Genomic DNA, 24,475 nt, shown 5'->3' with positions numbered 1-24,475 from the left:
GTCAGCTGTGAGTACGCAATTGGGAAAGACCGTAGCAGAGCCAGTATCGCAGGAAGAGCAGCTGGATTACCACGCGCTCAATGCCATGCTGAATCTCTACGACGGAGACGGCAAGATTCAATTTGATAAGGACCGCGAGGCCGCCAATCAGTTCTTCTTGCAGCACGTTAACCAGAACACGGTCTACTTCCACGACTTGGAAGAAAAGATCGATTACCTGGTGCGCAATAAGTACTATGACCCAGCGGTCATTGAGGCTTATGACTTCGAGTTCATCAAGTCCCTATTCAAGCGCGCCTACTCTTATAAGTTCCGCTTCAAGTCCTTCCTTGGCGCCTATAAGTACTACACCAGCTATACGCTGAAGACATTCGACGGCCGCCGGTACTTGGAGCGCTTTGAGGACCGCGTCTCCATGACGGCGCTTTTCCTTGGTGATGGCGATGGTGAGCTGGCTGAGCGCCTCGTCGATGAGATCATGACCGGCCGCTTCCAGCCGGCTACGCCGACCTTCCTGAACGCCGGCAAGCAGCAGCGCGGCGAATTGGTTTCCTGCTTCCTGCTCCGCATCGAAGACAACATGGAATCCATCGGCCGCTCCATCAACTCTGCGCTGCAGCTGTCCAAGCGCGGCGGCGGCGTGGCCCTGCTGCTGTCTAATATCCGCGAATCCGGCGCGCCGATTAAGCACATCGAGAACCAGTCTTCCGGCGTTATTCCGGTGATGAAGATGCTGGAGGATGCATTCTCCTACGCCAACCAGCTGGGTGCACGCCAGGGTGCGGGCGCGGTGTATCTCAACGCCCATCACCCGGACATCATGAACTTCCTCGACACCAAGCGCGAGAACGCGGATGAAAAGATTCGCATTAAGACCCTGTCCTTGGGCGTGGTGATCCCTGATATCACCTTCGAGCTGGCCAAGAACAACGACGATATGTACCTGTTCTCGCCGTACGACGTCGAGCGCGTCTACGGCAAGGCCTTCGGCGATATCTCCATTACCGAGCACTACGAAGAAATGGTCGAGGACCCGCGCATCCGGAAGAAGAAGATCAACGCGCGCCACTTCTTTCAAACCGTGGCAGAGCTGCAGTTCGAGTCCGGCTATCCGTACATGATGTTTGAGGATACGGTGAACCGCGCCAACCCGGTTAAGACCTCCCGGATCAACATGTCCAACCTGTGCTCGGAGATCTTGCAGGTCAACTCCGCTTCCGAGCTCAATGCGGATCTTTCTTATGACCAGGTGGGTAACGATATTTCTTGCAACCTGGGTTCGCTGAATATCGCCATGACCATGGATTCGCCGGACTTCTCCCAAACGGTGGAAACCGCGATTCGCGGTCTAACCTCGGTGGCGGATAAGACCTCCATCGATTCCGTCCCGTCCGTGCGCAAGGGCAACGATGACTCGCACGCCATCGGCTTGGGCCAGATGAACCTGCACGGCTACTTGGGCCGTGAGCACATCGAGTACGGCTCCGAAGAGGGCTTGGACTTTACTAACGCCTACTTCGCGGCCATCATGTACGCCGCCCTGCGCGCTTCTAATAAGATCGCCCGCGAGCGCGGCACGACCTTCACCGAGTTCCCCGAATCCGATTACGCCAGCGGCGAGTTCTTTGATTCCTATGATCCGGCGGAGTTCCAGCCGCGCACCGAAAAGGTCAAGGCTCTTTTCGATGCCTCCTCTATCTACACCCCCACCGCAGAGGACTGGGCGGAGTTGAAGGAGGACGTCGCCAAGCACGGCCTCTACAACCGCAACCTGCAGGCGGTGCCGCCGACGGGCTCGATTTCCTATATCAACAATTCCACCTCGTCGATCCACCCGATTGCCTCCAAGATTGAAATCCGCAAGGAAGGCAAGATTGGCCGCGTGTACTACCCGGCATCGCATATGGATAACGACAACTTGGAGTACTTCAAGGACTCGTACGAGATTGGTTACGAGAAGATCGTTGATACCTACGCTGAGGCCACCAAGTACGTGGACCAGGGGCTATCGCTGACGCTGTTCTTCAAGGACACCGCCACCACCCGCGACGTGAATAAGGCGCAGATTTACGCTTGGCGCAAGGGCATTAAGACCTTGTACTACATCCGCGTGCGCCAGATGGCCCTGGAAGGCACCGAGATCGAGGGCTGCGTTTCCTGCATGCTCTAAGTGCGGGCGCGGTCCAGGATAGCGCGGGAGGTGCGCTCGGCGGCTTCGGCCTCGCCGGCGTCGATCTCCCGCGCTAAATCCATATGTAGCTGCGTCGTGCCGCGAATCGGATCCCGCTTGCGGGAACCAAAGACGGACTTACCCTTCAAGATGGCCAGCAAGGCTGGCGCCAACGCGGCGATCATCTCGTTGCCGGAGGCCTCCAGGATGAGGGTATGGAATTGCAGGTCGGTTTCGAGTTCTTCGCCTACCCGTGGGGAAGGGGTGGTCTCGAGCTCGCTGAGCCTTTCTGCTAGCCGCAGCAATTCGCGGCGCTGCTGCGGGCTAGCATTGCGCGCGGCAAGCTGCGCCGCCACCGGCTCGATGCCAAGGCGCAGCTCGTTGAGGCGCGCGACCTGTTCCGCGCGCGTTCTATCGTGGCCCAGCCGCCACGAAATAACGGCGGGATCATAGACCGCCCAGCTGCTGCGCGGTAGCACCTTGAGCCCCACCCGGCGCCCGGAGGAAACCATCCCTAGGTGCTCGAGGGTGCGCATGGCCTCGCGCGCCACGGTGCGGGAGATGCCAAAGCGCTTTTCGATGTCCCCAAGGCGAAACCGCGTGCCTTCCGCCATGTCCCCGCTGACGATATCCGTGCCCAGCTGGTCTACTACAGGGCCTAAAAGGGGAGTGGTTTCTGCCATGGCGCGGGCGTCCTTTCCTGGCTGTGTAATGCGCTTTTATTATAGGCGCGGTGCGGCGGGATGAGGTAGGGCGGCATTGGGTATGCTGGGACTCGAAATTCTACACAGTGAAGCATTGGAGTGACATCGCGTGTCGCACGAATACGATGACTACGTTGCTAGTCATGACAGCCCGGTAAAAGCTATCAACTGGAATACCATCCCCGATGACAAAGACCTCGAGGTATGGGAGCGGTTGACCGGTAACTTCTGGCTCCCGGAAAAGGTCCCAGTCTCTAATGATCTCCCCAGCTGGAAGACGCTGACGGAAAAAGAAAAAGAAACCACCATGCGGGTCTTTACCGGCCTGACGCTGCTGGATACCATCCAGGGCACAGTCGGTGCGATCTCCTTGCTTCCGGATTCGCAGACCCTGCACGAGGAGGCGGTATATACCAATATCGCCTTCATGGAGTCGGTGCACGCCAAGTCCTATTCCAATATCTTTATGACCTTGGCTTCCACCCCGATGATCAATGATGCCTTCCGCTGGTCCGAGGAAAACGAGAACCTGCAGAAGAAGGCCAAGATCATCCTAGCCTACTACAACGGTGATGACCCGTTGAAGAAGAAGGTGGCCTCCACGCTGCTCGAGTCCTTCTTGTTCTACTCCGGCTTCTATCTGCCGATGTACTTCTCTTCCCGCGCGAAGCTGACCAATACTGCCGATATCATCCGGCTGATCATCCGCGACGAAGCCGTGCACGGCTACTACATTGGCTATAAGTTCCAGCAGGAATACAAGAAGCTGGATGAAAAGCGGCAAGAGGAATTGAAGGACTATACCTTCGATCTGGCCTTCGAGCTCTATGACAACGAGATCGACTACACCGAGGATCTCTACGACGAGCTGGGCTGGACCGAAGACGTCAAGCGCTTCTTGCGCTATAACGCCAACAAGGCCCTGAATAACCTGGGCTTTGAGGGCCTCTTCCCGGCCGATGAGACCCGCGTCTCGCCGGCTATCCTGTCCTCTCTTTCGCCCAACGCCGACGAGAATCACGACTTCTTCTCCGGCTCGGGTTCGTCCTATGTCATCGGCAAGGCCGAGGACACCACGGATGATGACTGGGACTTCTAGCCGTTCCTAGTCCCCGCGCACCTTCGCTTCACACTCAACCGAAAGGTTGATAACGAGCGGGGGTGCGTTTTCCGGTTTTTGACCTGCATATCTCGCAACCGATGTGACATGCGACACCCATACCTAGCCCAAAGAATGTAAACCTTAAATGATGCCCGCCCCACGTGCTGGGGGTATGTGACGGTTGTGGTTATTGGGGGGGATACCCCCAAGCTGAAAGACCTTTAAGAGAAGCTGGCAAGAACAGGGGAAAATGTCCTAATATAATCGAAGTAAACCTAGGTGTAGGTGGACCCGGTCCGCTGACACTTTGTTATTCAGGAGGATTCTATGACCGCTGTGGCGCCACGGGTCGACGATTACGTCGCTCCCACACGTCCAGAGCCGACCGGTAGGGAAAAGACCGGTTCAAAGGCTTGGGTATTTTTAACCACCACCGACCACAAGCAGCTGGGCATCATGTACTTGATCATGGCCTTCAGCTTCTTCTTCCTCGGTGGCTTTATGGCATTGCTGATCCGTGCGGAGCTTTTCACCCCGGGTCTGCAGTTCCTGTCCAATGAGCAGTTCAACCAGCTGTTCACCATGCACGGCACCGTGATGCTGCTGCTGTTTGCTACGCCAGTTGTCTGGGGCTTTGGTAACTACATCCTGCCCCTCCAGATTGGCGCGCCGGACGTGGCCTTCCCGCGTCTGAACGCCTTTGGTTTCTGGGTGACCCTGCTCGGCGGTATCGTCATGCTGCTTGGCTTTATCACCCCTGGTGGTGCGGCTGACTTCGGCTGGACCATGTACATGCCGCTTGCCGATGGCGTACACACCCCCGGCATCGGCGCCGATATGTGGATCGTCGGTGTGGGCGCTACCGGTGTCGGTACCATTGCCTCCGCCATCAACATGATCACCACCATCTTGACCCTGCGCGCACCGGGCATGACTATGTTCCGCATGCCGGTCTTCTGCTGGGGCGTCTTCACCGCCTCCGCCATCGTGCTGATGATCTTCCCGCTGCTGACCGCAGCCGCCTTGGGCGTGCTGTATGACCGCAAGCTGGGCGGCCACATCTACGATTCCGCTAACGGCGGTGCCATCCTGTGGCAGCACCTGTTCTGGTTCTTCGGCCACCCCGAGGTCTACGTCCTCGCGCTGCCGTTCTTCGGCGTTGTCTCCGAGATTGTCCCGGTCTTCTCCCGCAAGCCGGTCTTCGGCTACATCGGCCTGGTCTTCGCCATCCTGGCTATCGGCTCGCTGTCCATGGCCGTGTGGGCACACCACTTGTTCGTCACCGGCGCCATCCTGCTGCCGTTCTTCTCGTTCATGACGTTCCTGATTGCGGTGCCTACCGGTGTGAAGTTCTTCAACTGGGTCGGCACCATGTGGAAGGGCCACATCACCTGGGATACCCCGATGATTTGGGTCATGGGCTTCATGGCTACCTTCCTCTTCGGTGGTATGACCGGTGTTATGCTCGCTTCTCCGGCGCTGGACTTCCACTTGGCTGAGTCCTACTTCCTGATTGCGCACTTCCACTACACCCTGTTCGGTACGGTTGTGTTCTCCGCATTCGGTGGCCTGTACTTCTGGTTCCCGAAGATGACCGGCCGCATGCTGGACGAGCGCCTAGGCAAGATTCACTTCTGGCTGACCTTCATCGGCTTCCACGGCACCTTCCTGATTCAGCACTGGGTCGGCAACATGGGTATGCCACGTCGCTACGCCGACTACCTAGAGTCCGATGGCTTCACGGTCTTCAACCAGATTTCCACCATCTTCTCCTTCGTTCTCGGCGCCTCCGTTATCCCGCTGGTCTGGAACGTATTCAAGTCTTGGCGCTACGGTGAGGTCGTTACCGTGGACGACCCATGGGGCTACGGCAACTCCTTGGAGTGGGCAACCTCCTGCCCGCCTCCAAGCCACAACTTCGTCTCCCTGCCACGCATCCGCTCCGAGCGTCCGGCATTCGAGCTGCACTACCCGCACATGGTTGAGCGCATGCGCGAGGAAGCTCACGTAGGCAAGCACTAAGCCCGCACTTTAACTCCTGACTACAGCCGCCTTCCCCAGCTTCTCAGAGGTAGGGAGGGCGGCTTTGGCGTGTGTGGGATAATGGTCGTTGTGAATATTCAAACTGATACCACGATCATTACTAGCCTCGGACCAGATGTTCCGGGGGCGGCCGCCGCTTTCCTTACCGCGTTGGCTGATTTTCCTGACCCGCTTGCCGATGTCCACCTCGCCACCGTCTCCAACCACCTCGCCCTCACCGCGCAGTGCGGTAACGCTGGCCTAGAAGAACGAGTGCGCGAGGCCATGACACCCTTCGGGCACGAGGTGTCCGTTGCGCCAAGCTATGCCGTCGCGCTCATCGGCGCGGATATTACCGCCGAGGACATTAGCGCGGTGCAGGAGACCGTGAAAGGGGAGACGTTTCGCATGCGCCGGATAGCGCTGGATTCCCTTTTCGCGGTGGAACTTACCGTGGCACTCGAAGATGCCGCCGCGGCGCGGCGGGAGCTGCGGCAAGTCGCCGTTGAACGTGGTATCGATATCTCCCTCGAGAGCTTGGGCAATCGCGGCAAGCGCTTGGTGTGCTTCGACTGCGATTCGACGCTGATTGAAGGCGAGGTCATCGAGATGCTCGCCGCCCACGCGGGCAAGGAAGCAGAAGTGGCCGCGGTGACCGAGCGCGCCATGCGCGGCGAATTGGACTTCGAGGAGTCCCTACGCGAGCGCGTCGCGGTGCTGGAGGGCCTAGATGCCTCCATCATCGATGAGGTTGCCCGCGATATCGAGCTGACACCTGGCGCTAAGGAAGCGATCGGTACCCTCCACCGTCTGGGCCACCGCACCGCCGTGGTCTCGGGTGGCTTTATTCAAGTTCTCGAGGGCTTGGCCACAGACCTCCAGCTCGACTACGTGCGGGCTAATACCTTGGAAATCCGCGATGGGAAGTTGACCGGCAAGGTGATTGGGCAGGTGGTCGACCGCCAGGCGAAGGAGGATTTCTTGCGCGAATTCGCCGCCGATTCCGGAATCGGCATGGAGTCCACCGTCGCGGTGGGCGATGGCGCTAATGACATCGCCATGGTCACCGCTGCCGGGTTGGGTGTTGCCTTTGACGCGAAGCCAGCGTTGCGCGAGACCGCCGATGCTTGCATCACCCCGCGCCGCCTCGACGCCGTCCTACCGATGCTGGGGATTGCCGATGACTAAGTTCGAGATAGCCCACCAGCGCCTCGTCGCCGCCTGCACGGCCCGCGATTCCCACGAGGACCCAGCGGACCCGTCCACCGTGCAAGCGATGCAGATAGCCCTCCACCTCCCCAAGCAGGATCCTCCAGCGCGCAGCGAGGTGCTTACTGCGGCAGCCCGCGCCGTGGTGGCCGCCTGCCTAGATGACCGCGCCGGCGAGGACGGCGCCTTCGCCGCGGCGCTCGCGCAGTGGTACGGCCACCGCATCCGCAAGATCGCCCGCCGCGCGCGCAATAAGGCGTGGCGCGATGTGCAGCTACTGCCTGGTGTCACCGTTGATGACCGCGCGCGTGCGTTTGCGCCCTCGGCAGTGGGCGAGGTGGACCCGTTGATTAGCAAGCTGCAGATCGGTCATACGGATCTCGCAATGGACGAGCCAGGGCCTCCGCTTGCCGATGCCCCCATTATCTACGTCGACCGCAGCCTCGCCATGACCGTGGGCAAGGCCGCCGCTCAAGTGGGCCACGGTTCGATGATGCTCGCCGCGGCTATGAGCCAAGAGGAAGCCGCCGCCTGGGCGGCAGAAGGTTTCCCGCTTTCCGTCCGCGAGGTGGACGCGGAGTTATTTGGCACCGCCTGCGCGCAGGAAGAGGCGGTGGTCATCATCGATGCCGGGTTTACCGAGATCGCCCCCGACTCGGCTACCGTGTGTGCGCTGCGGCGACCAATCGCTTAAGCGCCCCGCGCACCGTCTCCGGGTTCGTGGTTTGCCAGAACTGCGGCATGGATGCTTTGAGGAATGCGCCGTAGCGCTTGTATTCCAGCCGGTTATCCAACACGGCGACGACCCCGCGGTCCGTTACGTGGCGCAACAGCCGCCCGGATCCCTGCGCCATGAGGAGGGCCGCGTGATTGGCGGAGACCTCCATAAACCCGGAGCGGCCGGCGGCGTCGGCTGCCTGGGATCTGGCCTGCAGCAGCGGGTTATCGGGCCGCGGGAAGGGGATGCGGTCAATGAGGACCAGCGAGCACGACGGCCCCGGAACGTCCACGCCTTGCCAGAGGGTTAAGGTGCCAAACAGGCAGGAGTTTTCCTTAGTGGAGAACTTGTCCACCAGCGTGCCGATGGCGTCTTCGCCCTGCACATACAAATCAAACGGCAACCGCGGCGTCAAGGCCTCCGCAGCCTCTTCCGCCGCCCTACGCGAGGAGAATAGCCCCAGCGTGCGCCCGCCGGCGGCCATGATGAGCTCGTATATTTCCTCTAGGGTTTCGGAGGACAGGCCGTCGCGCCCCGGCGCCGGGAGGTGTTTGGCGGTATATAAGATGCCGGATTTCGCCGGGTCAAAGGGCGTTCCCGCATCGAGCGTGTCATACGTGCCGGACGGTAGGCCCCATTGTGCTGCCATGGCGTCGAATCGCCCGCCTAGGGCCAGCGTGGCCGAGGTGAGTACGACCGTTTGCTCCCCAAATAGGTTCTCGCGCAGCATATGCGCGATAGACAACGGCGCGACGGCGAGTGTATCGGTGCCCTCCAGCCACACGACATCGTCCTGCGCGGCAGGGTCATCGGTGGCGAAGACCTCCAAGATCCTCCCGATTGCCTCGGCCAGGTCCGTGAGGTGATTGCTTAGGTTTTGGCGCTCGGCGTTCTTTTCTGGGTCATCGTTAGCCTCGCCTTCTGGGGCGCGGGAGATGAGGGATTTAACGCGCAGGAACTCGTCGGCAAGCGCGCGCAAGTGCGCCTGGGACGTCTCATCCAAATCCGTCCACCGGCCGGGCTCCTGCACGCGCAGCAGATCATCGAATTCATCCGCCAACTCCGCCAGGTTACCGGCATTGCCCAATGACTTAGCCCGGTTCGCCGCCATCTTAATGGCGCGGGAGGTAATCTCCGCCGTGGAGACGGAGGTAATGCGCCCATCGAGCTCGTGGGCCTCATCGATGATCGCCACATCGTGTTCGGGCAGGATATTGGCCTCAGAGATGGCGTCGATGGCGAGCATGGCGTGGTTGGTGACGATAATATCGACATCGGCAGCCGCTCGGCGGGCCTCTTCGGCGAAGCAATCCGCACCGTGCGGGCAGCGCCCAGCCCCCAAGCACTCATTCGAAGTCACCGATACCGCCCGCCACACCAAATCCGGCACGCCGAACTCTAAATCGTCCCGGTCACCGGTCTCTGTCTCCTGCGCCCAGTCGTGGATGCGGCGCACGGCCTTGCCGCGGTAGGAGATATCGGACTCATCGATTAGAGCCTCCGGGTCATCCGGTGTGGCCGCGATCTTATTCAGGCACACATAATTATTGCGGCCCTTCATGATGGCGAAGGTGGGGGTGCGCTCCATGACATCGGCTAGCGCCTCCGTCAGCCGCGGGAGGTCGCGCTCCACCAACTGGCGCTGCAGGGCCAGCGTGGCCGTGGAGACGACGACGGTGGAACCCGAGTTCATCGCATGCCGGATGGCCGGAACCAGGTAGGCCAGGGATTTACCCGTACCCGTGCCCGCCTGGACGGCGAGGTGGCGCTCGGTTTCCAAGGCCTTGGATACCGCGTTGGCCATGCGAACCTGGCCCTCGCGGCGGGAGCCGCCGAGCGCATCCACCGCCGCGCCTAGCAGCGTTTCCGTGTCGTGGTTTAGGGGCTCATCTGCAGGGTCACTCACCCCACACAGTCTAGCGACCTAGTCCTTAAAGCCCACCATTCGCGTGGGCACGGCGGCGTCATCGCGCGAAAGCGCCAGGCCCTCCCACGGCAGGGTCTTGCGGGCCTCGTCCAAGTAGGTGCGAGAGGCCTCCAAATCGGGCAGATCCTCCACGATGTGCCCATCGCGCATCAAGGGGATGGTCAACTCGCGGGTGGTGAGCTGGCCCGTATCCGGCGCCTGCGCGGCGAAGGGGTACACGACCTCTTCTACCGCGACGCCGGAAGACCGGTAGGTGCGCAGCGCGCGCTTGGCCCCGCCCACCGATTGCTTGGACGACGAGCGCTTGGCCACCGGGACCCCGTCGACCTCGACGACCTTGTAGACCATGCCCGCGGTCGGGGCACCGGATCCGGTGACCACGGAGGTGCCCACGCCGTAGACATCGACGGGATCGCCGCGCAGACCCGCAATGGCAAACTCGTCCAAATCGGACGAGACAACGATATTGGTATTGTGATTGCCCAGCTCATCGAGCTGCTTGCGCACGCGGCGGGTCACCGCACCCAGGTCACCGGAATCGATGCGCACCCCGCCAAGCTCCGGACCACCGACCTTGACGGCGGTCTCGACGCCCTTGGTGATGTCATACGTATCCACCAGCAGGGTGGTATCGATGCCCAAGGTATCGATTTGCGCGCGGAAGGCCGCCTCCTCATTGCTCGTGCCATCCGGGTTCGTGTGCGCCAAGGTCCAGGCGTGGGCGGCGGTGCCAGATACCGGGATGCCGTAGCGGAAGCCGGCCTCCAGGTTGGAGGTGGCGGTAAAACCGGCGAGGTAGGCGGCGCGGGCGGCGGTTACGGCCGCGTACTCGTGGGTGCGGCGGCTGCCCATCTCCAGAATGGGGCGGCCATCGGCGGCGGTGACCATGCGGGATGCGGCAGAGGCGACGGCGGAATCGGCGTTGAGGATAGAAAGCACGATGGTTTCGAGCACCACGCACTCGCCAAAGGTGCCGCGCACCGTCAAGATAGGAGAGTTGGGAAAATACAGCTCGCCTTCGCGGTAGCCGTCGATCTGCCCGGAAAAACGCCAGTCGCGCAGGTACTTGCGGGTATCTTCATCCAGGAAATCCATCTGTTCCAGCTGCTCGGGGGAGAAGCGGAAGTCTTCCACCGCGCGCAGCACGCGGTCGGTGCCGGCGACGACGCCGTAGCGACGCTCATTGGGCAGGCGGCGGGAAAAGACCTCGCAGGTCACGTTGCGGTGGGCGGTGCCATCGCGAAGCGCGGCTTGCAGCATGGTGAGCTCGTATTTATCCGTGAGCAAAGCGGTGGAGCGATCGATAGGGCGTGCTATGTCATTCATGAGCCTGATACTACTCACAGGTTAAGAAGCTTTCAGCATACCCGGGCCACCACCCTAGTGAGCTGTGGGGAGACCCAATGCCCAAAATGCCAGCGAAAAATGATTAGGCTATAAGGCATGAAGCCGCAAAACCCCGAAGTCCGTATGAGCTCTCCCATGGCCACGCCCGACTTGGATGAAGGAATCGAAGTTGATGTGGCCGCGAGCGAGAACCTGCCGTGGATGTGCATCGTCTGGGACGATCCCGTCAACTTGATGAGCTACGTGTCCTACGTATTCCAAACCGTTTTGGGCTACGACAAAAAGCGGGCCAACGAGCTGATGATGCAGGTCCACACGGAGGGCAAGGCCGCCGTGTCCAGCGGCGAGAAGGACAAGGTTGAGGCGGACGTTAAAAAGCTCCAGATCGCGGGTCTGTGGGCGACAATGCAACAGGCAGGGTAGATAGATGCAACCGTGGAAAAAGAAGAAATCGCTCATGCGCGGGCCCAAAATCACGGCGGTATTCGAGCCCATGGAGCGCGAAGTCATTGGCAACCTCACCGCCACCGTCTCTGAGGCGATCATCGGCCGCGCCCAATCCGCGCCGAAAGACGAGCTCGCGGAAATGCTGGACATGCCCACCGGCCACACCGAGGCCCCCGAGGATCCCTCCCTGGCGCGGCTGTTCCCGGATTTCCAAAAGCCCGGCGATGAGGAATACGACGGCGATGCCTCGCTTTTGCGCTCGCTGCACGAAAACGACATCGCGCGGGCGAAGCTGCAGAACCTGCAGGTCATCGGCAATGCGCTCGGCCCCACCGGCGGGGTAGAGGTCTCCATTTCGGAGCAGGAAGCCCAAGCCTTCGTGGCCGGCCTCAATGACCTGCGCTTATACGTCGCGGCCGGGGACGCGACCGACGAAAACCTCATGACGGACCGCGATACCTTGGTGGAATGGCTGGCCTATTGCCAGGATTCCCTGCTGGAAGTGTTGATGGATTAATGATTGACGGCATTAGCATTGGCCATTTTTCCGGCGAGGATACCGGCGCCACCGTGCTCTACTGCGGCCCGAAAGGCGCGCTAGCCAGCGTGGATGTGCGCGGCGGCGGGCCCGGCACGCGCGAGACCGATCTCTTGCAGCCGCACAATACCGTTGAGCGCGTCCACGCCATCGTGCTCGCGGGCGGGTCCGCCTTCGGCTTGGCCGCCGCGGACGGCGTCATGCGCGAATTGGAAGCCCACGGGGTCGGTTTCCCCGTCTTTGGCGAGGACAAGCCCGGACCACGCGTGCCCATCGTGCCGGCGGCGGTGATTTTCGATCTGCTGGCGGGCCCCTCTCGCCCGGGACCGGAGGATGGCGCGGCGGCGCTGCGGGCGGCAATGGCAGGCCACGACGAGACGGTCGGCACGGTCGGCGCGGGCGTGGGCGCCACGGCGGGCAAGCTGCGCGGCGGCTTCGGCCTGGCCACCCGCAAGGTGGGAAACTACGAGGTCAGCGCCGCGATGGTGGCCAATCCCGTGGGCGAGGTCATCGACCCGCGCTCCGGCCATCTCTACGGCGCGCCGGGCCGCACGCCGGTCAACGCGGACGCCTACCGCGAACTGCCGCACCCGGCGGCGAAGCTGAATACGACGATTGGCGCCGTGCTTACCGATGCCCCCGTCACCACCGCCCAAGCCCAACGCCTCGCCATGACGGCCCACGACGGTATTGCGCGCGCCGTTCGCCCCGCGCATTCGCCACTGGACGGAGATACCATTTTCGCCTTGTCGACGGCGCAGGAACCCGCTGAGGTGGACATGGTCCAGCTGTGCGCCGCGGCGGCTGACGTGGTGGAGGAGGCCATCGTCACCGCGGTCACCGCCGCACGCCCTGGCCTGGGGCTTCGCGCGTATCGCGACTTGCTCGGCTAAGATATTGCCCATTATGACTATGGGTGGAACTTCACGTAATCAGCCGGCGCCGACCAGCACGAACAACCGCGGCCGTGGCCGCATCAGCACCGGCCTATCCTTGGCCCTGGGGTTCCTTGCGGTGGAGTGGTCGGTCCACCTCATCAACGTGGTCGTCTTCGGCGGCGGGCTGTCGAATTACGGCATCCGCCCGCTGGATGTAGACGGCCTGTGGGGCATTATCACGGCGCCGCTCTTGCACGGCAGCCTGGAGCACTTGATGTCTAACTCGCTGCCGGGCGCCCTGTTCTGCTTCCTCATCGGCTTGTCCGGGCGCCGGGTGTGGTGGGAGGTCACCTTGATCACCACCGTGGTGGCGGGCCTTGGCACGTGGCTTTTGGGCGGGGCCGGTACCTCGCACATCGGCGCGTCCGGGCTGGTCTATGGCTGGCTGGCCTACCTCGTGGTGCGCGGCGTCTTCAATCGCTCCCTGCTGCAAATCATTTTGGGCATCATCCTGGGCTTTTCCTATTCCGGGCTGATTTGGGGCGTGCTGCCCGTCGCCGAGGGCATTAGCTGGCAAGGCCACCTCTTCGGCGCCCTGGGCGGTGTAGCGGCCGGCATGTTCATCACTTCCGATAACCCCGCAAAGGCAGGGAGGAAATAATGCCCAACGCGTCGTCTCCCATCGGCATCTTTGACTCGGGCGTTGGCGGGCTGACCGTGGCCCGCGCGGTAATGGAGCAGCTGCCGCAAGAATCCGTTATCTATAAGGGTGATACCGCCCACGGCCCCTACGGGCCGCGGCCCATCTCGCAGGTGCGGGCCTTTTCTCAGGATATTGCCGATGAGCTGGTGGAACGCGGCTGCAAGATGCTGGTCATCGCCTGCAATACCGCCACCGCGGCCTTCCTGCATGATGCCCGCGAGCGCTACGATATCCCCATCGTGGAGGTCATCCGCCCGGCCGTGCGCCGCGCCATGTCCACCACGCGCAATGGCAAGATCGGTGTCATCGGCACTGAGGGTACCATCAAATCCGGCGCTTACCAGGACCTTTTCGCGGTTAATCCCAATGTTGAGGCGGTAGCCGCGGCCTGCCCGGACTTCGTTCCCTTTGTCGAGCGCGGGATTACCGCGGGCCGCCAGATCCTCGGCGTTGCCGAGGGCTACCTTGCGCCCCTGCAGGCCCAGGGCGTGGACACCTTGGTGCTGGGATGCACGCACTACCCGCTGCTTACCGGCATCATCCAGCTCGCCATGGGCGAAAACGTGTCCCTGGTGACCTCCTCAGAGGAGACCACGAAGGACGTCATGCGCCTTCTTACGGAAACGGACATGCTCGCCCCCGAGGGCAACCAGCCGGTCCATTCCTTCGAATCCACCGGCGATCCAGAGGTCTTTGCCCAGCTGGCCACGCGCTTTTTGGGCCCGCAGATCGGTTAATCCTCCCCCTTTTGCGCGCGGTACCAGCATTCGGTCCGGATTCATGGAACTATTGGTTGCATGAAGCTGACCATCCTAGGCTGCTCCGGTAGCGTCCCCACCGCAGACAATCCTGCCTCCGGCTATGTCGTGTCCTTCGATAATGCACCGTCCATCATCCTGGATATGGGCTCGGGCACGCTGGGCCAGCTAGCTAAACTGCAGGATCCGTGCGATGCCCACGTGGCCTTTAGCCACCTGCACGCGGATCACTGCGCAGATTTTCCCTCCCTCATGGTGTGGCGCCGCTTCCATCCCACCGCCCCGGCGGCCTCGCGCGACTTCTGCTTTGGCCCATCTGCCACGCCGACGCACCTAGGCCGCCTGTCTTCCGACGAGGTAAATGGGATCGACGATATGTCCGATACCTTGGCGTTTAGCCCGTGGGTGGCGGGGGAGCGCCAGCTTGTCGATGACGTCTTTATCACCCCCTTCCCCGTCAATCACCCGGTCGAGGCGTATGCGCTGCGCATCGAGCACGCCAAGACCGGCAAGACCATTACCTATTCCGGCGATACGTCTTATACGCCCGCGCTTGTCGATGCCGCCCGGGGCGCCGATCTCTTCCTCTGCGAGGCCACCTGGGGTGCTTCCTCCGAGGGCATGGCACCCGGCATGCACATGTCGGGCGCGGAAGCGGGGCGCGCGGCGCGGGAAGCGGGCGCTGGCACGCTAGTGTTGATCCACATCCAGCCCTGGGGCGATGCTGAGGCCACCGTGGCGGCGGCGCGGGAGGAATTCGACGGCGAGATCGTGCTGGGTACTGCGGGCATGCAGTTCTAAGTTACGCTGGAGGGCATGACTGAATTTACTCGTGCCGATGGGCGCGCGCTCGACCAAATGCGCAGCGTCCTCATTACCCGCAATTTCACCACCAACCCGGCTGGATCCGTCTTGGTGGAATTTGGCAATACCCGCGTGATGTGCACCGCCTCCGTCGAACTCGGGGTGCCGCGTTTCAAGCGCGATTCCGGCGAGGGCTGGCTAACCGCCGAGTACGCCATGCTGCCATCCGCCACCCACGACCGTATGCCGCGCGAGTCCATGCGCGGCAAGGTCAAGGGCCGCACCCACGAGATTTCCCGCCTAGTCGGCCGCTCCCTGCGCGCCGCCGTGGACTTGGAGGAGCTGGGCGAAAACACCATCCAGCTCGACTGCGACGTGCTGCAGGCCGATGGCGGCACCCGCACCGCCTCCATCACGGGCGCCTACGTTGCGCTTGCCGATGCCATCGCCCACCTCAAGTCCGAAGGCGTCGTCCCCGGCGAGCCGCTGCTCGATCCCATCGCCGCGGTGTCCGTGGGCATCATCGACGGCGAAATCTGTCTGGATTTGCCCTATGAGGAAGATTCCCGCGCCGAGGTGGACCTCAACGTGGTGATGCAGGAATCCGGCGACTTTGTAGAAATCCAGGGCACCGGCGAGCACGGCCTCTTTGGCCGCGAGCAGCTCAACGGCATGCTGGATGTGGCCCAGAAGGGCTGCAGCGAGCTCATCGCGGCGCAGAAAGCGGCGCTGGGATGGTAATCCTCGTCGCATCCGGCAATCCGAAGAAGCTGGCCGAGCTCGATCGCATCCTGTCCGAGGCCGGCATCGAGGGCGTGGAGCTGCGCCTGCTTTCCGAGGTCGAACCCTACCCAGAGCCCGTCGAGGACGGCCGCACCTTTGCCGATAACGCGCTCATCAAGGCCCGTGCCGGCGCCTCCGCCACGGGTCTGGTGACCATCGCGGATGATTCTGGGCTGGCCATCGAGGAACTCAACGGCATGCCCGGCGTGCTCTCGGCCCGCTGGTCCGGCGAACACGGCAACGACCAGGCTAATAATGACCTAGTCTTGGCGCAGATGGCGGATGTGCCGGATGATCGGCGCGCCGCTGCCTTCGTCTCCGTGTGCGCCCTCGTGACCCCCGAAGGCACAGAGCGCGTGGCCGAGGGCCGCTGGGAGGGCAAGCTTTTGCGCGAGCCGCGCGGCGCTAATGGTTTTGGCTACGACCCACTCTTCCAACCAGAAGGCGAGTCGCGTTCTGCGGCGGAAATGTCGCCTGCGGAAAAGAACGCGGTCTCGCACCGCGGCCGCGCCCTTTCCCAGCTAGCCCCGTTCATCGCGGAGCTGGCCGGCTAATTAGGCGTTGAGCTGGAATTGCTCCTCGATTTCCTTGCGGCGCTTGTGCTCCATCCAGAAGGACAGGAAGGGCACCACGCCGGCGAGCGCGGTGGTAATCAGCTTGCCGGCGGGCCACAGCGCGCGCGGGCCCAGAATCAGGATGGACAGCAGGTAGGTCATGTACGCGATGCCGTGCACGATGGCGATATAGGTCGCCCATTCCGGGATCTCTGCTCCCATGACGTATTGGAAGAACATGCGGATGACCAGGATGATCAGGAAGATACCGGTCACCGTGGCCGCGATGGAAAAGAACTTCAGCGGGCCGCGGATGCGCGCCTTGCGGTCTGGGTGTACCTGGTTTGTCATGATTTACTTTCTCCTTTTATCTGTTGTGCCTTCGTCGCGTCCCTCTGCGGGGGAACCGCGGCGGCGCCGAGGCTGATTCAACGCATTAAACTCTTCCACATTCAGCTGCGGGCGCTGCGGCAAGAAATCCTCATCGATGGCGGTTTTCTCCGCCGAGTCCCTCACCTCAGAACCATCGGTCGAATTTGTTATTCCGTCGGCGGTTTCGCCGACATTTTCAGAGGCGTTTCCTGAGGCCTGCAGCGAATCCATCTCGCGGGCTTCGTTTTCCGCGGCGAGGCGCTCATTTTCATAGCGCAGCGTGGTGCGATAAGCATAGATCACGAACACGGCAAAAAGCGGCCACTGGAAGGCGTAGCCCAAGTTTTGGAAGGTGCCCGAGCCGGAGCGGAAGCGCGTCCACTGCCAATAGGCGAGGAAGAGGAAAAGCACCACGAAAAATATGACGAGGGCGATGTGCCACCACCGCACCTTCACGCGCCGTTTCTTCTGATCCTCGTGCATAATCACCCCACCCAGCCTACCTATCCACCGCCGCAATACGGAATGCCCCTGGTTTCTTGTTTATCAGCCCGCCGTGTACACTATTCAACGTTGCTCGCGCCCGTGGCGGAATTGGCAGACGCGCTAGATTTAGGTTCTAGTGTCTTATGACGTGTGAGTTCAAGTCTCACCGGGCGCACAAGAAAAGCACCGCAGTACTTGCTTGAAGAACTGCGGTGCTTTTGCGGATCTTAGTCCACCTCGGTGAACTTGCGGTCCCAGGAGGAGCGGACGGGGTTGGCATCGGCAAGCAGGATATCGAAGCGGTCATTAGCGATCTCAACGATTTCGCTGAGAGCAATGCGGTATTCCTGCGCATCGGAATTGGCCAGGCGCCGCACGCCGGCATCGATGACGCGCTCCACCGTGTCATTGGTATCCAAATAAGCCACAAACGGCATGCCAAAGCGCTCGCGGTAGGCGGCGGACAGCTCGGTAATGCGCTCGGTTTGCACGTCGTCAAGCTCGCTGAGTCCCAGCGAGCCGCGGTCGGCGGAAATATTCGCCGCCTCATCGGCCGAGGCCAAAAGCAGCTCGTCCATCGCGGGGTAGTCGTGGATGAGCGCATCGCGGCGTTCAGCATCCGCGGTCAGCACGGCAACCTGGATGGCGGCGCGCAGCTCGTTGACATCGCTAAACGGCCGGGACTGCCAGGCCAGATCCAGCGGCCAGGTCTCATTATTAAAGAGCGGGCGCAGCGCGGCGGTGAACTCCTCGCGCGAGGCCTCGTTCAGCTCGTTGAGGCTCACGCCCTTGCCATCGGCGCGCGAGACCTGTGCGCTCGCGCTGCCGGTGTGGAAGAACAACAAGTTGAGCAGGATGGCGGTAATCGCGCCGATGGACATGCCAGAAGAGACGAAGGTCTGCGCCCACTCCGGGAAGGCAGTGGCAACCTCCGGCTTGAAGGTCACCAGCATGGCCAGGCCCAGGGCGGAGGTGACGATGACGGAGTTGCGGCCATCGCTGAGATCCGACTTTGCGATGGTCTGCAGGCCCACCCACGCCACGTTGGCAAAAAGTGCTAGCGATGCGCCGCCGAGCACCGGCGACGGAATCGCGGCAACGACCGCGCCGGCCTTCGGCAAAAGGCCCAGCACAATCATGAACCCCGCAGCCGCCACGGCCACCCAGCGCGATTTCACATTGGTCAAGCGCACCAGGCCCACGTTTTGCGCAAAGCAGGTATAGGGGAAGGAATTCATCACGCCGCCTACCAGGGTGGAGACACCATCGGCGCGGATAGCGCGCACCACGTCATCGCGGCGAATGCGCTTTTTGACGATTTCGCCGGTGGCAAACACATCGCCGGTCGTTTCCACCATGGTGATGATCATGACGATAATCAGCGAGAAGATCGCCACGAGGTCGAATTGCGGCATGCCGAAATAAAACGGCGTGGTAATGCCGAGGGCGGGGGAGGAGGAGACTTCGCTAAAGGAGGCATCGCCAAGCGCGAGCGCCACGCCCGTGCCCAACACCAAGCCGATGAGCACCGCCAACGTGCCCACGAAGCCGGAGGAAAAACGCTGCACCAAAATGATGACCGCGAGCGTGCCAAAGCCGTAGAGCAAATCGCGCGTGGCCGGCACACCCTCGGCGTAATTGACAAAGTCATTGGCAGATACCGCCAGCAGCGAGGTACCCATCACCAGCAGCACCGAACCGGTGACCACCGGCGGGAAGAAGCGCAGCACCTTGCCAAAGACCGGCGCGGCGAAGAAGGTGAAAAGGCCTGCGACGATGATGGCGCCGTAAATCGTGGGCAGCGAAGCCACCCCGCCCTCGCCATCGGTGGCACCCAGGCCAATCGCGATGATGGGTGACACCGCCGTCGTGGTCACGCCCTGCACGATGGGCAGGCGCACGCCAATATGCTTGCCGATGCCCATCGACTGAATGATCGTTGCAATGCCGCAGGTCAAAAGGTCTGCATTGATGAGGTGGATGGTAGTTTCCGCGTCCAGGTTTAACGAGCTGGCGATGAGCAGCGGGACGATGACCGCCCCGGCATAAAACGCGAGGACGTGCTGCAGCCCAAGGGCGGCGAGTTTCGGCGCGGGGGGAACGATGTCTACGGGGTGCTTGGGCTGGGACGCCACGAAGTCCTCCTTGTTACGGAAGCGAAGCTGACCGCCTTAACAGTAGAGGTACACGCAGGTCGGCGCCAAAGTGTACGTGAGCAAAGCCACGATCGGGGCTAGATTGCCCCCGAACAAAAACGTACGGGTGGTTTATATGAATCGGGTAACCAGCAAAGTATGACGACCGGTTTATAACTGGTGCTCAAAGGGAAGTTTACGGTTGTTAATTTCGCGAATCGAGCCGACAATTAAGAGGTGACGGGGCTTGATGCTGCGGGAAGAAAAAGGCGGCATGCGCCCCGGGAAATTTGACCCAGAAGAAGGGAATTATGACTACCGCAACTAAGCCCCAGCAGTATCAAGGGTGGGAAGGTTTTGCGCCCGGCCCTTGGACCGAGGGCATCAACGTCCGCGATTTCATCCAGCGCAATTACACGCCTTATAACGGCGACTCCAGCTTCCTCGCTGGCCCCACCGATAAGACGCTACGCGTGTGGGACACCCTGGAAAAGGACTACCTGTCAGTCGAGCGCGAAAAGCGCATTTACGATGTCGATACGCACACCCCGACCGATATCGATGCCTTCCCGGCCGGTTACATCTCAGAAGACGATGACGTCATCGTCGGCCTGCAAACCGATACACCGCTCAAGCGCGCCATGATGCCGTTCGGCGGCTGGCGCATGGTGAAGCAGGCCATCGGCGAGGCGGGCAAAGAGGTTGATCCCGAGGTGGAGAAGATCTTCACCCGCTACCGCAAGACCCACAATGATGCGGTCTTCGATATCTACACCCCGCGCATCCGCGCCGCCCGTTCATCACACATCATCACCGGCCTGCCCGATGCCTATGGCCGCGGCCGCATCATCGGCGATTACCGCCGCGTGGCGCTGTACGGCGTGGACTATCTCATCCAGGAAAAGATTGAGGCCCGCGATGCCATTGCCGATGCCGGCTTTTCCGAGCACTGGGCCCGCTACCGCGAGGAGCACTCCGAGCAGATCAAGGCCCTGAAGAAGCTCAAGGCGATGGCCGAGTCCTACGGTTTTGACATCTCCGAGCCGGCGCGCACCGCCCACGAGGCCGTGCAGTGGACCTACTTTGGCTACCTCGCCTCCATCAAGTCCCAGGACGGCGCAGCCATGTCCATCGGCCGCCTGTCCGCATTCTTCGACTGCTACTTCGAGCGCGATTTGGCCGCTGGCATCATCACCGAGAAACAGGCACAGGAAATCATCGACGCGCTCGTGCTGAAGCTGCGCATCGTCCGCTTCCTGCGCACCATCGACTATGACCAGATTTTCTCCGGCGATCCGTACTGGGCCACCTGGTCCGATGCCGGCTTCGGCAGCGACGGCCGCCACATGGTCACCAAGACCTCCTTCCGCCTCCTGCAGACCCTGATCAACCTGGGTCCATCACCGGAGCCGAATATCACCATTTTCTGGGATCCGGAGCTGCCTGCAGGCTACAAGGAATTCTGCGCGCACATCTCCATTGAAACCTCCTCCATCCAGTACGAGTCTGATTGCCAGATTCGCGACGAGTGGGGCGATGACGCTGCGATTGCCTGCTGCGTGTCCCCGATGGAAGTGGGCAAGCAGATGCAGTTCTTCGGCGCCCGAGTCAATGCCGCCAAGGCCCTGCTCTACGCCATGAACGGCGGCCGGGATGAGGTCTCCGGCAAGCAAGTCGTTGAAGGCTACGAGCCGATTCAAGGCGATGGCCCGTTGGATTTCGACGAGGTCTGGCAAAAGTACGAGGAGATGCTGGACTGGGTGGTTGGCACCTACGTCGAGGCGCTAAACATCATCCACTACTCGCACGATAAGTACGCCTACGAGGCCGTGGAAATGGCGCTGCATGATTCCAATATCATCCGCTCCATGGGCTGCGGCATCGCGGGGCTTTCCATCGTCGCCGATTCGCTATCCGCCATCAAGTACGCCAAGGTCACCCCGGTCCGGGATGAGACCGGCCTGATTACGGATTACATCACCGAAGGCGAATTCCCGTTCTACGGCAACGACGACGACCGCGCTGATGACATCGCCGCCACCATCGTGCACACCGTGATGGAGAAAATTAAGGCCATCCCGATGTACCGCAATGCCATCCCCACCCAGTCCGTGCTGACCATTACCTCCAACGTGGTCTACGGCAAGGCAACAGGCTCCTTCCCGTCGGGCCACAAGGCCGGCACCCCCTTCTCCCCGGGCGCTAACCCCGAAAACGGCGCGGATAACCACGGCATGGTTGCCTCCATGCTGTCGGTGGGCAAGTTGGATTACAAGGATGCCCTGGACGGCATCTCGCTGACCAATACCATCACCCCGTCCGGTTTGGGCCGCACCCCAGAAGAGCGCATCACCAACTTGGTGGGCGTGCTGGATGCCGGCTTCATCATGGAACAATAAGAATCACGACAAGGAGAACCATCATGGCAACCCCAACCTTTGCAGAACGCCTTTCAGACATGAAGGCCAGCCGCGACGAGCACAAGATGAACTCTGGCCTGTACCACGCCAATATCAACGTGCTGGACAAGTCCACGCTGGAAGATGCCGTCGAGCACCCAGAGAAATACCCGAACCTCACCGTTCGCGTCTCTGGCTATGCGGTCAACTTCGTCAAGCTCACCAAGGAGCAGCAGCTTGACGTCATCTCCCGCACCTTCCACCAGGGTTCATAATCATGGCTGATGGCATTACTGGTGTGGTCACCCTGTCGCCGGAATCCGGCGAGCGCGTTCGCGGTGTTGCCGCGGGCCTGGGAACCGACCACGAACTCGATGAGATTACCCGCCCCGAGCTAATGGAGGCGCGCCGCACCGGCGATATCGCCCTCGTGCACTCTTGGGAGCTGGTAACCGCCGTCGACGGCCCGGGCACCCGCATGACCATGTTCATGTCCGGCTGCCCCCTGCGCTGCCAGTATTGCCATAACCCGGACACCATGGAGATGAAGACCGGCACCTTGGAGCGGGTCGACGATGTGGTCAAACGCATCAAGCGCTATAAGCCCATCTTCCAAGCTTCCGGTGGCGGCCTGACCATCTCCGGTGGTGAGCCCCTCTTCCAAATTGCGTTTACCCGGCGTGTGCTCAAGGAAGTCCACGACGCCGGCATCCACACCACAATCGATACCTCTGGGTTCTTGGGCTCGCGCCTGCGCGATGAGGACCTAGACAATATCGACCTGGTCCTGCTGGACGTGAAGTCGGGCGACGAGGAAACCTATCAGCGCGTAACGAGGCGCCAGCTGCAGCCCACGCTCGATTTTGGCGACCGCCTCAACGCGATAGGCAAGCCGGTGTGGATTCGCTTCGTCGTCGTGCCGGGCCTGACGGATTCGGCCGAGAACGTCGAAAACGTCGCCTCCATCGTGGCGCGGTGGAAGTCCAATGTGGAGCGCGTCGAGGTCTTGCCCTTCCACAATATGGGTAAGGACAAGTGGGAGGGGCTCGATATGACCTACCACTTGGCAGATACCAAGCCGCCAAAGCCGGAAGACGTGGAAAAAGTCCGCGACGTTTTCCGCGCGAAGGGTCTGGAGGTTTACTAACCTGGGTGGGCATGACTCACTACCGCCGCTTCGGCCACGATATTATTGAACACACCCTGGAAGTCCCGTGGGATTATGACAATCCGCGCGGGACTTTTGCTCTCTATGCCCGCGAAATCATCCCGCCAGGCGGCGAGGACTTGCCGGCGCTGCTGTACCTGCAGGGAGGCCCAGGTTTTCCGGCCCCGCGGCCGGTGAAACCGACGGGGCTTATCGGCAAGGCGCTCGAGCGCTACCGCGTCATCCTCCTCGATCAGCGCGGCACGGGGCGCTCGCACCGCATCGATAGGCTAAGCCCCGCAGAAGAGCGCAGCGCCGAGCACCTGGCCTTATTGCACCAGGACAGTATCGTGCGCGATGCCGAGCGCCTCCGCGAACACCTGGGGCTTGAGACCTGGTCCCTGTTCGGCCAATCCTTCGGCGGCTTTTGCATCACTGCGTACCTGTCTCAGGCTCCTGAGTCCGTCAAGCACGCGTTTTTCACCGGTGGCATCCCCACGCTGCAGGGCGCGGATCACCTTTACCGCGCGACTTTTAGCAAGCTCAAGGCCCGCCAGGAGCGCTTCTACCGAGAGTTCCCCTGGGTGCAGCGCCGCATCGAGGAAATCATCGCCCACCTCGATAATTCCGACGAGCGCCTGCACACCGGCGAGCGGCTGTCCTCGCTGCGTTTTCGCACCATCGGCACCGATCTGGGGCGGGGCACCGGCTTCGACGGCCTGGCTTACCTCCTGGAAGAGCCCTTCCGCACCGTGCGGGGAGAGAAGGTGCTGCGGGATGATTTCCTGTGGGGCATCGGCGAGCGCGTGAGCTTTGCGGAGGCGCCGCTTTATGCGGCGATCCACGAGTCCATTTATGCCGGCAGCGGCGGGCAGGCGTCGACGCAGTGGTCGGCGCACCGCGTGCGCGAGGAGTTCCCGGAGTTTGCCGAGTCCGGCACCTGGCTGACCGGCGAGCATATTTCCCCGTGGCAGTTCGACGAGGACCCGGCGCTGCAGGCCTTCAAGGAGGGTGCGCACGGCTTGGCGGAGCGGGAATTTAGTGCGCCTTATGCGCTTGCCGATGCCCCCACCACCGCCGCCGCCATCTACCTCGACGATATCTTCGTTCCCCTGGAGGAATCTTTGGCCACCGCCGCGCACTTGGGCGATCTGCGGCCGTGGGTGACGAATGAGTACCAGCACAATGGCATCGGCGAGAACGGCGCGGAGGTGATGGGCAAGCTCTTTGCGCTTATCGATGACCACTAGCGAACGCTTTCCGCCTGTGCGA

General features: G+C 61.7%; 23 protein-coding genes and 1 tRNA gene. 18 read left to right on the top strand and 6 right to left on the bottom strand.

All coding sequences use genetic code 11. The features are described 5' to 3' along the window. The first annotated feature begins 7 nt into the window (after nt 1-7). Complete coding sequence (gene nrdE / locus QP908_RS03415) at nt 8-2,170, top strand: class 1b ribonucleoside-diphosphate reductase subunit alpha (protein ID WP_239269912.1); 2,163 nt, start codon at nt 8-10, stop codon at nt 2,168-2,170. Here the strand turns inward: nrdE and QP908_RS03410 are convergent. Beyond that, entirely contained in the window at nt 2,167-2,853 is a 687-nt protein-coding gene (locus QP908_RS03410) for a FadR/GntR family transcriptional regulator (protein ID WP_239269911.1), read from the bottom strand. The two genes, nrdE and QP908_RS03410, sit on opposite strands and share 4 nt — an antisense overlap. A 130-nt stretch (nt 2,854-2,983) precedes the next feature. On the opposite strand from QP908_RS03410, the gene nrdF reads away from it, so the two are divergent. From nrdF to QP908_RS03390, 4 genes are all read left to right on the top strand, one after another. After that, nucleotides 2,984-3,973: a class 1b ribonucleoside-diphosphate reductase subunit beta gene (nrdF, locus tag QP908_RS03405; RefSeq protein ID WP_239269910.1), complete on the top strand. Its 990-nt coding sequence runs from the start codon at nt 2,984-2,986 to the stop codon at nt 3,971-3,973. A gap of 330 nt (nt 3,974-4,303) precedes the next feature. Continuing rightward, a complete protein-coding gene (gene ctaD / locus QP908_RS03400; protein WP_239269909.1) occupies nt 4,304-5,998 on the top strand; it encodes an aa3-type cytochrome oxidase subunit I in 1,695 nt (564 codons plus the stop codon). An 81-nt stretch (nt 5,999-6,079) separates the two neighbouring features. Continuing rightward, nucleotides 6,080-7,186 (top strand): phosphoserine phosphatase SerB, encoded by a 1,107-nt coding sequence (gene serB, locus QP908_RS03395; protein ID WP_284771635.1) that lies wholly within the window; start codon nt 6,080-6,082, stop codon nt 7,184-7,186. Beyond that, nucleotides 7,179-7,901 (top strand): peptidyl-tRNA hydrolase, encoded by a 723-nt coding sequence (locus tag QP908_RS03390; RefSeq protein ID WP_284771634.1) that lies wholly within the window; start codon nt 7,179-7,181, stop codon nt 7,899-7,901. The genes serB and QP908_RS03390 overlap by 8 nt, the downstream gene beginning before the upstream one ends. Here the strand turns inward: QP908_RS03390 and QP908_RS03385 are convergent. Both QP908_RS03385 and QP908_RS03380 read right to left on the bottom strand, forming a co-directional pair. Continuing rightward, nucleotides 7,867-9,831 carry an ATP-dependent DNA helicase gene (locus QP908_RS03385; protein WP_284771633.1) on the bottom strand — a complete coding sequence of 655 codons (1,965 nt, stop codon included), beginning with the start codon at nt 9,829-9,831 and terminating at the stop codon, nt 7,867-7,869. The genes QP908_RS03390 and QP908_RS03385 overlap by 35 nt on opposite strands. Before the next feature lie 18 nt (nt 9,832-9,849). Further along, the gene (locus tag QP908_RS03380; RefSeq protein ID WP_284771632.1) at nt 9,850-11,178 is read right to left on the bottom strand and encodes a nicotinate phosphoribosyltransferase; all 1,329 of its coding nucleotides are present in this window, start codon (nt 11,176-11,178) and stop codon (nt 9,850-9,852) included. 117 nt (nt 11,179-11,295) lie between these two features. Between QP908_RS03380 and clpS the strand changes: the two genes are divergently transcribed. Genes clpS through rdgB form a run of 8 tightly spaced genes read left to right on the top strand, consistent with a single transcriptional unit; the run spans nt 11,296 to nt 16,664 of the window. Then, complete coding sequence (gene clpS, locus QP908_RS03375) at nt 11,296-11,622, top strand: ATP-dependent Clp protease adapter ClpS (protein ID WP_239269904.1); 327 nt, start codon at nt 11,296-11,298, stop codon at nt 11,620-11,622. A gap of 4 nt (nt 11,623-11,626) precedes the next feature. After that, the gene (locus tag QP908_RS03370) at nt 11,627-12,163 is read left to right on the top strand and encodes a DUF2017 domain-containing protein (RefSeq protein WP_005277760.1); all 537 of its coding nucleotides are present in this window, start codon (nt 11,627-11,629) and stop codon (nt 12,161-12,163) included. Next, nucleotides 12,163-13,077: a P1 family peptidase gene (locus QP908_RS03365; RefSeq protein WP_278723591.1), complete on the top strand. Its 915-nt coding sequence runs from the start codon at nt 12,163-12,165 to the stop codon at nt 13,075-13,077. Before QP908_RS03370 ends, QP908_RS03365 begins: the two co-directional genes overlap by 1 nt. A gap of 13 nt (nt 13,078-13,090) precedes the next feature. Continuing rightward, nucleotides 13,091-13,723 carry a rhomboid family intramembrane serine protease gene (locus QP908_RS03360; RefSeq protein ID WP_284771631.1) on the top strand — a complete coding sequence of 211 codons (633 nt, stop codon included), beginning with the start codon at nt 13,091-13,093 and terminating at the stop codon, nt 13,721-13,723. Then, entirely contained in the window at nt 13,723-14,502 is a 780-nt protein-coding gene (gene murI / locus QP908_RS03355) for a glutamate racemase (protein ID WP_237801527.1), read from the top strand. Before QP908_RS03360 ends, murI begins: the two co-directional genes overlap by 1 nt. 60 nt (nt 14,503-14,562) lie before the next feature. Then, nucleotides 14,563-15,324, top strand: a complete 762-nt coding sequence (locus QP908_RS03350) for an MBL fold metallo-hydrolase (protein ID WP_284771630.1) — start codon at nt 14,563-14,565, stop codon at nt 15,322-15,324. A 15-nt stretch (nt 15,325-15,339) separates the two neighbouring features. Then, entirely contained in the window at nt 15,340-16,068 is a 729-nt protein-coding gene (rph, locus tag QP908_RS03345; protein WP_284771629.1) for a ribonuclease PH, read from the top strand. After that, a complete protein-coding gene (rdgB, locus tag QP908_RS03340) occupies nt 16,062-16,664 on the top strand; it encodes an RdgB/HAM1 family non-canonical purine NTP pyrophosphatase (protein ID WP_239269899.1) in 603 nt (200 codons plus the stop codon). The genes rph and rdgB overlap by 7 nt, the downstream gene beginning before the upstream one ends. Here rdgB and QP908_RS03335 read toward each other — a convergent pair whose 3' ends face one another. Together QP908_RS03335 and QP908_RS03330 are read right to left on the bottom strand one after the other, a co-directional pair. Next, nucleotides 16,665-17,015 (bottom strand): DUF3817 domain-containing protein, encoded by a 351-nt coding sequence (locus QP908_RS03335; RefSeq protein WP_005277777.1) that lies wholly within the window; start codon nt 17,013-17,015, stop codon nt 16,665-16,667. It abuts the gene before it with no gap. 3 nt (nt 17,016-17,018) lie between these two features. Then, a complete protein-coding gene (locus QP908_RS03330; RefSeq protein ID WP_239269898.1) occupies nt 17,019-17,519 on the bottom strand; it encodes a hypothetical protein in 501 nt (166 codons plus the stop codon). Nucleotides 17,520-17,615: 96 nt separating this feature from the next. Here QP908_RS03330 and QP908_RS03325 point away from each other — a divergent pair. Beyond that, a tRNA-Leu gene (locus tag QP908_RS03325) sits at nt 17,616-17,697 on the top strand. Between the two features lie 52 nt (nt 17,698-17,749). On the opposite strand, the gene QP908_RS03320 is transcribed toward QP908_RS03325, so the two are convergent. Beyond that, the gene (locus QP908_RS03320) at nt 17,750-19,657 is read right to left on the bottom strand and encodes a solute carrier family 23 protein (protein WP_284771628.1); all 1,908 of its coding nucleotides are present in this window, start codon (nt 19,655-19,657) and stop codon (nt 17,750-17,752) included. 311 nt (nt 19,658-19,968) lie between these two features. Between QP908_RS03320 and pflB the strand changes: the two genes are divergently transcribed. The 4 genes from pflB to QP908_RS03300 are packed head-to-tail and all read left to right on the top strand — an operon-like array spanning nt 19,969 to nt 24,453. Next, a complete protein-coding gene (gene pflB, locus QP908_RS03315) occupies nt 19,969-22,056 on the top strand; it encodes a formate C-acetyltransferase (protein ID WP_284771627.1) in 2,088 nt (695 codons plus the stop codon). Nucleotides 22,057-22,079: 23 nt separating this feature from the next. Next, the gene (grcA2, locus tag QP908_RS03310) at nt 22,080-22,331 is read left to right on the top strand and encodes an autonomous glycyl radical cofactor GrcA2 (protein WP_255716700.1); all 252 of its coding nucleotides are present in this window, start codon (nt 22,080-22,082) and stop codon (nt 22,329-22,331) included. Nucleotides 22,332-22,333: 2 nt separating this feature from the next. Continuing rightward, complete coding sequence (gene pflA, locus QP908_RS03305) at nt 22,334-23,203, top strand: pyruvate formate-lyase-activating protein (RefSeq protein WP_005277788.1); 870 nt, start codon at nt 22,334-22,336, stop codon at nt 23,201-23,203. 11 nt (nt 23,204-23,214) lie between these two features. Then, the gene (locus tag QP908_RS03300; protein WP_239269896.1) at nt 23,215-24,453 is read left to right on the top strand and encodes an alpha/beta fold hydrolase; all 1,239 of its coding nucleotides are present in this window, start codon (nt 23,215-23,217) and stop codon (nt 24,451-24,453) included. Nucleotides 24,454-24,475: the final 22 nt, after the last annotated feature.

Origin of the sequence: Corynebacterium sp. MSK204 (genome assembly GCF_030229885.1) — a bacterium.
Classification (GTDB): domain Bacteria; phylum Actinomycetota; class Actinomycetes; order Mycobacteriales; family Mycobacteriaceae; genus Corynebacterium.
Note: the sequence above shows the minus strand (reverse complement) of the source record. Positions and strands in the feature narration are given on the sequence as shown.